Raw genomic sequence first — 13,219 nt, 5'->3', positions numbered from 1 at the left:
GGGGGGGGGGGGGGGGGGGGGGGGGGGGGGGGGGGGGGGGCGCCCCGCCCGGGCCGGGCCCCGGGGCCGGGGGGGGGCCCGGGCCGCGCCGGGGGGGGGGGGGGGGGGGGGGCGGGCCGGCCCCCCCCCCCCCGCCGGGGTGCGGGCGGGTCAGCCCTGGGCGGCCCGCATCGCCTCGAGGTCCATCCACACGACCTCCCAGATGTGGTGGTCGGGGTCCTGGAAGGAACGGCTGTACATCGCGTCGCCCATCTCCTGCGTGTCGTTGGCGGGGGATCCGCCGGCCGCCAGGGCCTTGTCGACGAGCTCGTCGACCCGGGCCCGGCTGTCGGCGCTGAGCGCGATGATGGTCTCCGTCGTGGTGGAGGCGTCGGCGAGCTCCTTCTTCGTGAAGTTCTTGAAGAAGGGCTCGGTCAGCAGCATCGCGAAGATCGTGTCGCTGATGACCAGGCAGGCGGCGTTCTCGTCGGTGAACTCCGGGTTGAAGGAGAAGCCGAGCTCCGTCCAGAAGGCCTTGGCCGTCTCCAGGTCCTTGACCGGCAGGTTCACGAAGATCATCTGTGCCATGGCGGGGTCTCCCTCTGCTGTGGCCGGTGTGGCCGGCGTGCTGTCGTGTGACGCGTGCTGCTTACGGAGGGGTAGACCGGGCCGCCGCGCGGAACTCATCGCCGACCGCCGAAATTCTTTCCGCACCCCTGCCGCGCCCCCCGGCCCGGCCCCCCGGGCGGCGCGCCCGCACCCCGCGACTCCCCCGCCCCTCACCCGGCCCGCGCGCCCGGGCCCCGTGACGGCGGCCCCCGCCCCGGCCGCCCCCGCACCGCGGACCCCGGCCCCGCCCCGCATCCGGCCCGCCGCCGGCCGGGCGCACCCCCCGGAGGGACCCGTTCCGGAAGGGCTCCGCGGAGCCGACCGCGCGACTCTTCTTCCCCTTCACCGCTTGTTGCTGCACCGTCAATCTGGGACTCCTAGGTTCCGGCAGCGCGCGACTCCGCCGCCGACCGGTGCGGCGGGGCGGTCACAAGCCCCTGGAGTGATGAAGTGGAACGACGTGGTTTCCTGCGCGGTGCGGTCGCGGGCGGCGCGGCCGCGGCCTTCGGCTACACGCTGATGCGCGGCGCGGCCTACGCGGCGCCCGCCCAGCCCGGCCCCGGGCCGTACGGAGCGCTCGGCGCCGCCGACGCCAACGGCATACAGCTCCCGGCCGGCTTCACCAGCCGGGTGATCGCCCGGTCCGGCCAGAAGGTCGGCGCCACCTCGTACACCTGGCACAACGCCCCCGACGGCGGCGCCTGCTTCACGGACGGGTCCGGCTGGATCTACGTCTCCAACTCGGAGATCAACCCGGGCGGCGGCGCGAGCGCGGTCCGGTTCTCCTCCACGGGCCAGATCACCGGCGCCTACCGCATCCTGTCCAACACCCGCACCAACTGCGCGGGCGGCAGGACCCCGTGGAACACCTGGCTGTCCTGCGAGGAGGTCACCCTCGGGTACGTCTACGAGACCGACCCGTACGGCGTGAACGCCGCCGTCCGCCGGGACGCGATGGGCCGCTTCAAGCACGAGGCGGCGGCCGCCGACCCCGTGCGCAAGGTGATCTACCTGACCGAGGACGAGTCCAACGGCTGCCTGTACCGCTTCGTCCCCACCACCTGGGGCGACCTGTCCTCCGGCACCCTCCAGGTGCTGAAGGCCGGCACCGCCACCTCCGGCAGCTTCACCTGGGTGACCGTGCCGGACCCGGACGGCTCCCCCACGTACACCCGCGACCAGGTCTCGGGCGCCAAGCGGTTCAGCGGCGGCGAGGGCTGCCACTACGCCAACGACACCCTCTGGTTCACCACCAAGGGCGACAACCGCCTGTGGCAGCTGAACCTCGCGACCCACACCTACGAGCTCGCCTACGACGACTCCCTGGTGAGCGGCAGCGCCCCGCTGACCGGCGTCGACAACGTCACCGGCACGTCCTCCGGCGACCTGTACGTCGCCGAGGACGGCGGCAACATGGAGATCTGCGTCATCACGCCGGACGACGTGGTCGCGCCGTTCCTGCGGATCAACGGCCAGTCCGGCTCCGAGATCTGCGGCCCGGCCTTCTCCCCCGACGGCAGGCGGCTGTACTTCTCCAGCCAGCGCGGCACGACGGGCAGCTCTTCGGGCGGCATCACCTACGAGGTGACGGGGCCCTTCCGGGCGTAGCGGCGGCGCCGCTCCCGGACCGGCCGGGCGCCGCCGTGCAGCAGGGCGGCGCCCAGTGGCGTCAGGGTGTGCAGCACGGAGCTGCCCTGGCGCAGGGTGACGACCAGCCCGGCGTCGCGCAGGACGCCGGCGTGCTGGCTCGCGGAGGCGAGGGACACGCCGGCCCTGCGGGCCAGCTCGCTGGTCGTGCCGCCGTGCCCGATGGCCTTGAGGACGGCGGACCGGGTGTGGCCCACGAGCCGCCCGAGCGGGGCGTCACCGGGCTCGCAGCCGGTCGCCGGGGCCTCGGTGTGCGTCACCGGGTAGACGAGGACCGGCGGCAGTCGCGGGTCGCGGTAGGTGACGGCGGTCCCGCGGCAGAAGTACGACGGCTGGAGCAGCAGCCCGCGCCCGTCGAGCCGGACGTCCCGGTCGACCGGGTAGTCCGCCTCCAGGACCGGGGCGCGCCAGCGGAGCATCGGCGGGAGCGAGGCGAGCAGTTCCTCGGAGCCGCCGTCGAGGAGCGCCCGCCCCCGGACGGCGCGGTCGGCCTCGACCCGCGCCTGTATGTAGGTCCAGTACGGCTCCACGGCGGCCCGGTGGTAGCCGCGCAGCGCCCCCAGGAGGCGACTGAAGGGCTCCGGACGGCCCTCGGCGAGCGAGGCCGCCCAGGAGGGCAGGGGAGCCGCCGCGGGGCGCTCCCCGGCGAGGAGGCCGAGCTCCGCGTGGAGCCGCGCCGGCGGGGTGGCGCGCAGGGCCTCCAGGGCCGTGTCGAGGCCGTCCAGGCCCTCGGGCGGGGTCAGGAAGTCCGGAAAATAGCCGCGTGCCGGGACGAGCGCTCCGAGGAGACGCGTTTCACCGTTCAACCGCGTCCGGGTTTCGGAGCGCCATTCCCCGTAGACCAGGGCGCCGCGCCGGTCGCGCAAACGGTGAAAGCTGAGAATCGTTTCCCACAGCGCGTCCGGCCGGGCCGCCATCCGGACCCCGGCGAGATCCGCACCGGTGAAATGTATACGAAGCACTGAACCCCCACCTGTTGCATCCGCAATCACCCCCCACCGATGAGTATGCATGCCATCACAGGTTGTTACCACGGCATTTCAGCCACAGTTGAAACGCGTCGCGGCCGATGGCCCCGAACCGAAAAGCTGTACGCCGTCGGACGGGAAACCTTCAGGACCCGAGGTGGCGTGCAGGAAGACCGTGGGGGGCTTCTCACGCCCGGCGGCGGGCCTGAAAGGTTGCGGCTCTCCTGTCTGGCAGGGGTAATGGGGCGCGGTCGGCGGGTGGGGATCCGGTGGCCGCGCTCCGCCCGTTCCTTTCCCGGGCGGACCCCGGGAATTGACGCGATGTCAATCCGCCGCGAATAGTCCGACCTTCAACTGGCACGGAATTCAACAGACCGCTTTCCCGGGGAACCGGCAATTCCCCACCGGACGAAACAGTACGGGGCGGACACCTCCGCACAAGGTGTCCGCCCCGTTCCTTGCAGTCCGGAGCCGCCGCCGATCGGTGAGGGTCGGGTGACAGACGGCGGCTCCGGGGCCGTGGGGGTCCCGCCGCGGGGGCGCCGCGGGCGGGACCGTGGGTCAGCGGCTGTCGCTGTCGCTGGACCGGGCGGCGGCGCGACCGGCCTCCAGGCGCGCCACCGGGATGCGGAAGGGCGAGCAGGAGACGTAGTCCAGGCCCACCTCGTGGAAGAAGTGCACCGACTCCGGGTCGCCGCCGTGCTCGCCGCAGACACCGAGCTTGATGTCGGGGCGGGTGGCCCGGCCGGCCTCGACCGCGCTGCGCACGAGGGCGCCGACGCCGTCCTTGTCGATCGTCTCGAACGGCGACACCCCGAAGATGCCCTTCTCCAGGTAGGCGGTGAAGAAGCTGGCCTCCACGTCGTCCCGGGAGAAGCCCCAGACGGTCTGGGTGAGGTCGTTGGTGCCGAAGGAGAAGAACTCGGCGCACTCGGCGATCTGGCCGGCGGTGACCGCGGCGCGCGGCAGCTCGATCATCGTGCCGAGCGCGAGCTTCAGCTCGACGCCGGTCTCCGCCTGGACCTCGGCGATGACCTGCTCGGCCTCGTCGCGGACGAGCTCCAGCTCCTGGACGGTGCCCACGAGCGGGATCATGATCTCGGCGCGCGGGTCGCCCTTGGCCTCGACGCGCTGGGCGGCGGCCTCGGCGATGGCCCGCACCTGCATGGTGAACAGGCCGGGGATGACCAGGCCGAGGCGGACGCCGCGCAGGCCCAGCATGGGGTTCTGCTCGTGCAGCCGGTGCACGGCCTGGAGCAGGCGCAGCTCGTTCTCGTGCGGCTCCTTGCGGGCCTCGGCGAGGGCGACGCGCACCGACAGCTCGGTGATGTCCGGGAGGAACTCGTGCAGCGGCGGGTCGAGGAGGCGGACGGTGACCGGCAGCCCGTCCATCGACTCGAACAGCTCGACGAAGTCCTGCTTCTGCAGCGGCAGCAGGGCCTTGAGGGCCTCGTCGCGCTCCGCGTCCGTGTCGGCGAGGATGAGCCGCTCGACGTACTGGCGGCGGTCGCCGAGGAACATGTGCTCGGTGCGGCACAGGCCGATGCCCTGGGCACCGAACCGCCGGGCGCGCGAGGCGTCCTCGGCGTTGTCGGCGTTGGCCCGCACGCGCAGCCGGCGGACGCGGTCCGCGTACGCCATGATCCGGTGGACCGCCTGGACGAGCTCGTCGGCGTCGTCGGCACCGGCGTGCATGCGGCCCTCGAAGTACTCGACGACCGGCGACGGTACGACGGGTACCTCGCCCAGGTACACCTTGCCGGTGGAGCCGTCGATGGAGACCACGTCGCCCTCCTCGACGACGTGCCCGCCGGGCACGGTCATCCGGCGGCGCTTGGTGTCGACCTCCAGCTCCTCCGCGCCGCAGACGCAGGTCTTGCCCATGCCGCGGGCGACCACGGCGGCGTGCGAGGTCTTGCCGCCGCGCGAGGTGAGGATGCCCTCGGCGGCGATCATGCCGTCCAGGTCGTCGGGGTTGGTCTCACGGCGGATGAGGATGACCTTCTCGCCGGACCGGGACCACTTGACGGCGGTGTACGAGTCGAAGACGGCCTTGCCGACGGCGGCGCCCGGCGAGGCGGCGATGCCGCGGGCGACCTTCTCCACCTGCGCGGCCTCGGTGAAGCGCGGGAACATCAGCTGCGCCAGCTGGGCGCCGTTGACGCGCTGGAGCGCCTCGGCCTCGTCGATGAGCCCCTGGTCGACGAGCTGGGTGGCGATCCGGAAGGCCGCGGCGGCGGTGCGCTTGCCTACCCGGGTCTGGAGCATCCACAGCTGGCCGCGCTCGATGGTGAACTCGATGTCGCAGAGGTCCTTGTAGTGGTTCTCCAGCGTCTCCATGATGCCCATGAGCTGGTCGTACGACGCCTTGTCGATCGACTCCAGGTCGGCGAGCGGCACGGTGTTGCGGATGCCGGCGACGACGTCCTCGCCCTGCGCGTTCTGCAGGTAGTCGCCGTAGACGCCCTGGTGACCGGTGGCGGGGTCGCGGGTGAAGGCGACACCGGTGCCGGAGTCCGGGCCGAGGTTGCCGAAGACCATCGAGCAGACGTTGACGGCGGTGCCGAGGTCGTGCGGGATGCGCTCCTGGCGGCGGTACAGCTTGGCGCGGTCGCCGTTCCAGGAGTCGAAGACGGCCTTGATCGCGAGGTCCATCTGCTCGCGGGGGTCCTGCGGGAAGGCGCGACCGGCCTCGGACGCGACGATCCCCTTGAACCGCTCCACGAGCTCCTTGAGGTCGGCGGCCTCCAGGTCGGTGTCGACCGTGACCCCCTTGGCGTCCTTCGCCTCCTCCAGGGCCTCCTCGAAGAGCTCGCCGTCGACGCCGAGGACGGTCTTGCCGAACATCTGGATGAGACGCCGGTAGGAGTCCCAGGCGAACCGCTCGTCGCCGGACTGCCGGGAGAGGCCCTCGACCGACGCGTCGGAGAGGCCGATGTTGAGGACCGTGTCCATCATGCCGGGCATGGAGAACTTCGCACCGGAGCGGACGGAGACGAGCAGCGGGTCGTCGGCCTGGCCGAGCTTCTTGCCCATCTTCCGCTCGAGGGCGTCGAGGTGGGAGCTGACCTCGTCGCGGAGGGCGGCCGGCTCGGCGCCGCTCTCGAGGTAGACCTTGCACGCTTCGGTGGTGATCGTGAAGCCCGGAGGCACCGGGAGACCCAGGTTGGTCATCTCGGCGAGGTTGGCACCCTTGCCGCCGAGAAGGTCCTTGAGGTCCTTGTTGCCCTCGGTGAAGTCGTACACGAACTTCTGATCTTTGTTTTCCGACACGGGTCTCGACTCCTCGAGGACGACGTGGCTGCCCTGACGGCGAGGAACATACCCAGATCGAAGGCTTCTGGGGAGGTACGCCTGCGCGTCATGCGGCCTTAACCACCCGTCCGCCAGCAGATCGAAAGTCACGCGCCGGTTTCCGCGGAGACGCCGAAGGGTTCACCCCTTGAACCGTCATGGTCAAGAAGTCCTCAAAGACCGCTCATCCGAGCACCCTCCCTGCCCACTTGTCTTCACTTCTTGAACGCTCAAAGGGTGGCACTCAGTGCCACCCTTTGAGAAGTACAGCCACCCCTTTCACGCTCATCTGAGCGACTACCTGATCAGGGGTGGCGAGAATCACGCCGTCGACGGCCGTCGACGTCCACGATCCGGACGTCGGGGACCACCCGCCGATCAGCCCCCGGACGTGTCCAGCTCGGCATCCGCGCTGATGGCGGCGCAGTCGTACGGGTCCTTCAACCAGCCGTCGGGCAGGACGACCCGGTTGTTTCCGGACGTCCGGCCGCGAGGGCCGTCGGCACCCGCGGGCCAGGGCTGGTCCAGGTCGAGTTCGCTCAACTGAGCGCGCAGCTCGTCCAGGGACGAGGTGACCGCCAGCCGCTTGCGCATCTCCGACCCCACCGCGAAGCCCTTCAGGTACCAGGCCACGTGCTTGCGGAAGTCGATGACACCGCGCGACTCGTCGCCGATCCACTCCCCCAGCAGCCGGGCGTGGCGCACCATGACGTCCGCGACCTCCCGCAGACCCGGTGCGGCGACCGCGCCGCCGCCCTCGAAGGCCGCGACCAGGTCGCCGAAGAGCCACGGCCGGCCCAGGCAGCCGCGCCCCACGACCACGCCGTCGCAGCCGGTCGCGCGCATCATCCGCAGGGCGTCCTCGGCGCACCAGATGTCGCCGTTGCCGAGCACCGGGATCTCCGGGACGTGCTCCTTCAGACGGGCGATGGCGTCCCAGTCGGCCGTGCCCCCGTAGTGCTGGGCGGCCGTGCGACCGTGCAGGGCGATGGCGGTGACGCCCTCCTCGACGGCGATGCGCCCGGCGTCGAGGTAGGTGATGTGGTCGTCGTCGATGCCCTTGCGCATCTTCATCGTGACCGGCAGGTCGCCGGCGTTGGTGACCGCCTCGTGCAGGATCGCCCGCAGCAGCGGCCGCTTGTACGGGAGCGCCGAGCCGCCGCCCTTGCGGGTCACCTTGGGAACGGGGCAGCCGAAGTTCAGGTCGATGTGGTCGGCGAGGTCCTCGTCCACGATCATGCGCACCGCCTTGCCGACGGTGACCGGGTCCACTCCGTACAGCTGGATCGAGCGCGGGGTCTCGGACGCGTCGAAGTGGACGAGCTGCATGGTCTTCTCGTTGCGTTCGACCAGTGCCCGGGTGGTGATCATCTCGCTCACGAACAGGCCCTTGCCGCCGGAGAACTCACGGCACAGGGTGCGGAACGGGGCGTTGGTGATACCGGCCATCGGGGCGAGCACCACCGGCGGCTGCACGGTGTGCGGGCCGATGGAGAGAGGGGTGAACGCGGTCATGCCCCCCATTGTCCCGTACCGCGCGCGCTCCCCGGCCGCCCCTCTGCGGGCGCCACCGCTCGGGACCCGCCCGACGACCGCCCTCTGCGGGCGCCCGCCACCGGGCGGGCGTCGCCCAGGCCGCAGATCGACGGGCTCGGCACTCGGGGTCCGGTCGACGGCCGCCCCTCTGCGGATGCCCGCCATCGGGCAGGCGCCACCCGACGGCCCCGGATCGACGGGCTCGGCGCTCGGGACCCGCCCGACGGCCGCCGCTCCCCGGGTTCGGGCTGCCCCTCCGTGGCCGCCGCTCGGCGGGAGTCGCAGCACGCCGTGGGCCCGGCCGCCCCACGAGGCGACCGGGCCCACGGCGTCTCGGCAAGGGGGCACTCGGCCCCCCGCCGCTCCCGCTCCTACTTCTGCGTCTCCTGCTGCTCCTGCTGCTCCTGCGACTCCTGCTGCGGCGCGTCACCGACGCGCTCGCGCATCTTGCGCAGCAGCTCCTGCTTCGCCTCGGCCGCCGCCGTGCGGCGCTCGGCGGCGTCGGGCGACGGCGCGGATCCCTGTCGGTCTCCGCGGGACAGCTTTCCGCGCTGTCCGCCGACACCGAGCAGGTTGTTGCGGCTCTTGGCCATGGGGGTCTCCCTGATGGTGAGAAATCGTCCGGGTGTGACTGGTCGGGGCGCCGCGGGCCGGGACGGCCCGGCGCCCTCTCACTCGTAGAACGGGAGGTGGAAGAACATGGGGAAGACCGTAGCGCCCGCGGGGGCGTGCGGCATCCGGTTTTCTCCGCCGCCTCCGGCGGACACGGCGGAGCCCCCGGTCCCGAGGTTCCGGGGGCTCCGCCGCTGGTGTGCGTCGCGGTGGTGCGTCAGCAGCCGATCAGACGGGAGGCGAGGTAGCCCTGGATCTGGTCGAGGGAGACGCGCTCCTGCTGCATCGAGTCGCGCTCGCGGACCGTCACGGCGTTGTCCTCGAGGGTGTCGAAGTCGACGGTGACGCAGTACGGCGTGCCGATCTCGTCCTGGCGGCGGTAGCGGCGGCCGATCGCGCCCGCGTCGTCGAACTCGATGTTCCAGTTCTGGCGCAGGTCGGCGGCGAGGCCCTTGGCCTTCGGCGACAGCTCCGGGTTGCGGGAGAGCGGCAGGACCGCCACCTTGACCGGGGCGAGGCGGTGGTCGAGCCGCAGCGAGGTGCGCTTCTCCATCTTGCCCTTGGCGTTGGGCGCCTCGTCCTCGACGTACGCGTCGAGCAGGAAGGCCAGCATGGCGCGGCCGACGCCGGCGGCCGGCTCGATCACGTAGGGGGTCCAGCGCTCGCCGGCCTCCTGGTCGAAGTACGACAGGTCGGTGCCGGACGCCTTGGCGTGGGCGGACAGGTCGTAGTCGGTGCGGTTGGCGACGCCCTCCAGCTCGCCCCACTCGCTGCCGCCGAAGCGGAAGCGGTACTCGATGTCGGCGGTGCGCTTCGAGTAGTGGGAGAGCTTCTCCTGCGGGTGCTCGTACCAGCGCATGTTCTCCTCACGGAGACCCAGGCCCGTGTACCAGTTCCAGCGCTGCTCCATCCAGTACTCCTGCCAGGTCTCGTCCTCCCCCGGCTTGACGAAGAACTCCATCTCCATCTGCTCGAACTCGCGGGTCCGGAAGATGAAGTTGCCCGGAGTGATCTCGTTCCGGAAGGACTTGCCCACCTGGGCGATGCCGAACGGCGGCTTCTTGCGCGAAGTCTGCTGCACCTGGGCGAAGTTGGTGAAGATGCCCTGGGCGGTCTCGGGGCGCAGGTAGGCGACGGAGCCGGAGTCCTGCGTGGGGCCGAGGTGGGTGGAGAGCAGGCCGGAGAACTGCTTGGGCTCCGTGAACTGGCCCTTGTTGCCGCAGTTGGGGCAGTTCAGGTCGGCGAGGCCGTTCGCGGGCAGGCGACCGTGCTTCTCCTCGTACGCCTCCTCCAGGTGGTCGGCGCGGTAGCGCTTGTGGCAGGAGGTGCACTCGGTGAGGGGGTCCGAGAAGGTCGCCACGTGGCCGGAGGCTTCCCACACCTCGGAGGCGAGGATGACCGACGAGTCGAGACCGACGACGTCCTCACGGGAGGTGACCATGTAGCGCCACCACTGGCGCTTGATGTTCTCCTTCAGCTCCACACCGAGCGGCCCGTAGTCCCAGGCGGCCTTCTGGCCGCCGTAGATCTCGCTGCAGGGGTAGACGAAGCCACGGCGCTTGCTCAGGCTGACGATGGTGTCGATCTTGTCGGCGGCCACGGTGCTCTCTTCATAACGACGACGACGAACGGCGAATGCCTCAGATTAGCGGCGCGCGCACCCTCGGGATCAAATCGGTGGGTGGCGGGGGCCACTTGGTCGCTTTGTTGACAATCGTTTCCAGGAAAGTTGAAAATGAGTGTCATGAACGTACGACGCCCCATATCCACCACCGCCGCCGCCGGTGCCGCCCTCCTCGGCCTGGTCACCCTCTCCGCCTGCTCCGGCTCCTCCGGAGGCGCGGAGGGGAACAAGGACGGCAAACTGGACGTCGTGGCGTCGTTCTACCCGATGCAGTACCTGGCCGAGCGGATCGGCGGCGACGAGGTCTCGGTGACCACCCTCACCAAGCCCGGGGTCGAGCCGCACGACCTGGAGCTCAAGACGCGCCAGATCGCCGATCTGGGCAAGGCCGACTACATCCTCTACCTCAAGGGCCTCCAGCCCGCCGTCGACGACGCGGTCAAGCAGGCGGGCGTGGCGAACACCGTCGACGCCGCCACCCTCACCACCCTGGAGTCGCACGGCACCACCGTCGACGGCCACGACCACGGCGCCCACGAGGGCGAGGCGCACGCCGAGGAGCCGCACGCGGAGGAGTCCCACGCGCAGGAGTCCCCCGCGGAGGAGTCCCACGACCACGCCCACGAGACCGAGGCCGGGGGCGACCCGCACGTCTGGCTGGACCCGGTGAAGTACGCCGAGGTCGCCAAGGGCGTCGGCGACTCCCTCGCCAAGGCCGACCCGGAGAACGCCGCCACGTACCGCAAGAACGCCGACGAGCTCGTGAAGGAGCTCGGCGGCCTGGACACCGCGTTCCGGCAGGGCCTGAAGAACACCACCACCCGCACCTTCATCTCCACGCACTCCGCCTTCGGCTACCTCGCCGAGCGGTACGGCCTGGACCAGGAGAGCATCTCCGGCCTCGACCCCGAGTCCGAGCCGAGCCCCGCCCGGATCAAGGAGCTCCAGGCCATCGCGAAGCAGGACAAGGTCACCACGGTCTTCTTCGAGACCCTCGCCAGCGACCGGACCGCGAAGACCCTCGCCGCCGACACCGGACTCAAGACGGACGTCCTCGACCCGCTGGAGGGAATCACCGACCGGTCCCGGGGCGCTGACTACCTCGAGGTCATGCGGGCCAACCTGGCGGCCCTCCAGAAGGCCCTCGGCGCCAAGTGACCCCGCCCTCCCCTTCCGCACACCCCATGGAGGCACGGTGAGCATCGAGCCCGTCATCTCGGTCCGGGCGGCCACGGCCACGCTCGGCGCACGCCCCGTGCTGCGCGGTGTCGACTTCGCCGTCCACCACGGCGAGGTCGTCGCCCTGCTCGGCGCGAACGGCTCGGGCAAGTCCACCGCCGTGCGCTCCGTGATCGGTCAGGTGCCGCTCACCGGCGGCGCGATATCCCTCTTCGGCACCGAGCTGCGCCGCTTCCGCGACTGGGCGCGCGTCGGCTACGTACCGCAGCGCACCACCGCGGCCAGCGGCGTGCCCGCCACCGTCCGCGAGGTCGTCTCCTCGGGCCGCCTCTCCCGCACCGGGCTGCTGCGCCGGCACGCCAAGGCCGACCGGACGGCCGTGGACCGCGCCATCGAGCTCGTCGGCCTGGGCGACCGGGCCGGGGACTCGGTGTGGGCGCTCTCCGGCGGCCAGCACCAGCGCGTGCTCATCGCCCGCGCGCTCGCCTCCGAACCCGAGCTGCTGATCATGGACGAGCCGATGGCGGGCGTCGACCTGGCGAGCCAGGAGGTGCTCGCGGCGACCCTGCGCGAGCAGGTCGGCGGCGGGACCACCGTGCTGCTGGTCCTGCACGAGCTGGGACCGCTGGAGCCGCTGATCGACCGCGCGGTCGTCCTGCGCGACGGGTGCGTGGTCCACGACGGCCCGCCGCCGGAAGCCGTCGGCCAGCACGCGCTGCCCGGCCACGACCACGTACATCCGCACGCGGCCGACGAGCCGCTCCGCACGGGACTGCTCACCTGACCATGGAAATCCTCGACCACGACTTCATGCAGCGGGCGCTCCTCGCCGCCCTCCTGGTGGGCATCACGGCACCCGCCGTCGGCATCCACCTCGTGCAGCGGCGGCAGGCCCTCATGGGCGACGGGATCGGCCACGTCGCCATGACCGGCGTCGGCCTCGGCTTCCTGATGTCCGCCAACCCCGTGTGGGTCGCCGGCCTCGTCTCGATCGCCGGTGCCGTCCTGATGGAGCTCATCCGCATGTACGGGCGCACGCGCGGCGACATCGCGCTCGCCCTGCTCTTCTACGGCGGCATGGCCGGCGGCGTGATGCTGACCAGCCTGTCGCCCGAGGGCTCCAACGCCAACCTCATGAGCTACCTCTTCGGCTCCCTCGCGACGGTCTCCGCCGAGGACGTGACCGCGATCTGCGTGCTCGCCGGGTTCGTCCTGGCGGTCTCGCTGGGGCTGCGCCGCCAGCTCTTCGCGATCAGCCAGGACGAGGAGTTCGCCCGCGTGACGGGCCTGCCGGTGCGGGCGCTGAACCTGCTCGTCGCCGTGACGGCGGCCGTCACCGTGACGGTCGCCATGCGGGTCGTGGGACTGCTCCTGGTCAGCGCCCTGATGGTGGTGCCGGTCGCGGCCGCCCAGCAGCTGACCCGCAGCTTCCGGTCGACCTTCGCGGTGGCGGTCCTCATCGGCACGGCGGTGTCCCTGACCGGCACCGTCACGACGTACTACCAGGACGTCCCGCCCGGCGCCACGATCGTGCTGCTGGCCATCGCCGTGTTCGTCCTGTTCGCCGCGCTGGCCGCGCCGCTGTCCCGGCGGCGCGCCCGGGCCGCCCGGGAGGCCGGGGCGGCGCACGGACACGACGCGCGGCCCTCCGCGGGCGCCGCCGACGACGTCAAGGTCTGACCCGATCAGGCCGCGCCCGCCGATCACGGCGGCCGGGCCCCGCCGCGGGGCCTGGCAGAATGGCCGGACGGAAGGCGGACGTACACACACG

The 13,219-nt window shown here is 71.7% G+C and carries 10 protein-coding genes; 4 read left to right on the top strand and 6 right to left on the bottom strand.

Features of this window, described 5'->3' with window-relative positions; all coding sequences use genetic code 11:
• Positions 1-150 precede the first annotated feature (150 nt).
• A complete protein-coding gene (locus ACF053_RS07630; protein WP_391953002.1) occupies positions 151-567 on the bottom strand; it encodes a VOC family protein in 417 nt (138 codons plus the stop codon).
• 471 nt (positions 568-1,038) lie between these two features.
• Between ACF053_RS07630 and ACF053_RS07625 the strand changes: the two genes are divergently transcribed.
• Positions 1,039-2,196, top strand: coding sequence for an alkaline phosphatase PhoX (locus ACF053_RS07625; protein ID WP_391953001.1), 1,158 nt, complete (start codon positions 1,039-1,041; stop codon positions 2,194-2,196).
• Here the strand turns inward: ACF053_RS07625 and ACF053_RS07620 are convergent.
• The 5 genes from ACF053_RS07620 to ACF053_RS07600 all read right to left on the bottom strand — a co-directional run bounded on the left by ACF053_RS07620 (position 2,166) and on the right by ACF053_RS07600 (position 10,245).
• The gene (locus ACF053_RS07620) at positions 2,166-3,197 is read right to left on the bottom strand and encodes an ArsR/SmtB family transcription factor (RefSeq protein ID WP_079047440.1); all 1,032 of its coding nucleotides are present in this window, start codon (positions 3,195-3,197) and stop codon (positions 2,166-2,168) included. The genes ACF053_RS07625 and ACF053_RS07620 overlap by 31 nt on opposite strands.
• A 567-nt stretch (positions 3,198-3,764) precedes the next feature.
• Positions 3,765-6,476, bottom strand: coding sequence for a pyruvate, phosphate dikinase (gene ppdK, locus ACF053_RS07615; protein WP_391953000.1), 2,712 nt, complete (start codon positions 6,474-6,476; stop codon positions 3,765-3,767).
• Between the two features lie 399 nt (positions 6,477-6,875).
• Positions 6,876-8,012, bottom strand: a complete 1,137-nt coding sequence (gene dusB / locus ACF053_RS07610) for a tRNA dihydrouridine synthase DusB (protein WP_391952999.1) — start codon at positions 8,010-8,012, stop codon at positions 6,876-6,878.
• A gap of 392 nt (positions 8,013-8,404) precedes the next feature.
• On the bottom strand, positions 8,405-8,626 hold the full coding sequence (locus ACF053_RS07605) for a DUF6243 family protein (protein ID WP_391952998.1): 222 nt from the start codon (positions 8,624-8,626) through the stop codon (positions 8,405-8,407).
• Positions 8,627-8,862: 236 nt separating this feature from the next.
• Positions 8,863-10,245, bottom strand: a complete 1,383-nt coding sequence (locus ACF053_RS07600; protein ID WP_391952997.1) for a glycine--tRNA ligase — start codon at positions 10,243-10,245, stop codon at positions 8,863-8,865.
• A gap of 144 nt (positions 10,246-10,389) precedes the next feature.
• Between ACF053_RS07600 and ACF053_RS07595 the strand changes: the two genes are divergently transcribed.
• Genes ACF053_RS07595 through ACF053_RS07585 form a run of 3 tightly spaced genes read left to right on the top strand, consistent with a single transcriptional unit; the run spans position 10,390 to position 13,128 of the window.
• A complete protein-coding gene (locus tag ACF053_RS07595; protein WP_391952996.1) occupies positions 10,390-11,427 on the top strand; it encodes a metal ABC transporter substrate-binding protein in 1,038 nt (345 codons plus the stop codon).
• A gap of 37 nt (positions 11,428-11,464) precedes the next feature.
• The gene (locus tag ACF053_RS07590; protein WP_391952995.1) at positions 11,465-12,232 is read left to right on the top strand and encodes a metal ABC transporter ATP-binding protein; all 768 of its coding nucleotides are present in this window, start codon (positions 11,465-11,467) and stop codon (positions 12,230-12,232) included.
• A 2-nt stretch (positions 12,233-12,234) separates the two neighbouring features.
• Entirely contained in the window at positions 12,235-13,128 is an 894-nt protein-coding gene (locus ACF053_RS07585; protein WP_391952994.1) for a metal ABC transporter permease, read from the top strand.
• The last annotated feature ends 91 nt before the right edge of the window (positions 13,129-13,219 follow it).

This window comes from Streptomyces kanasensis (assembly GCF_043077165.1).
Classification (GTDB): Bacteria; Actinomycetota; Actinomycetes; order Streptomycetales; family Streptomycetaceae; genus Streptomyces; species Streptomyces changanensis.
Note: the sequence above shows the minus strand (reverse complement) of the source record. Positions and strands in the feature narration are given on the sequence as shown.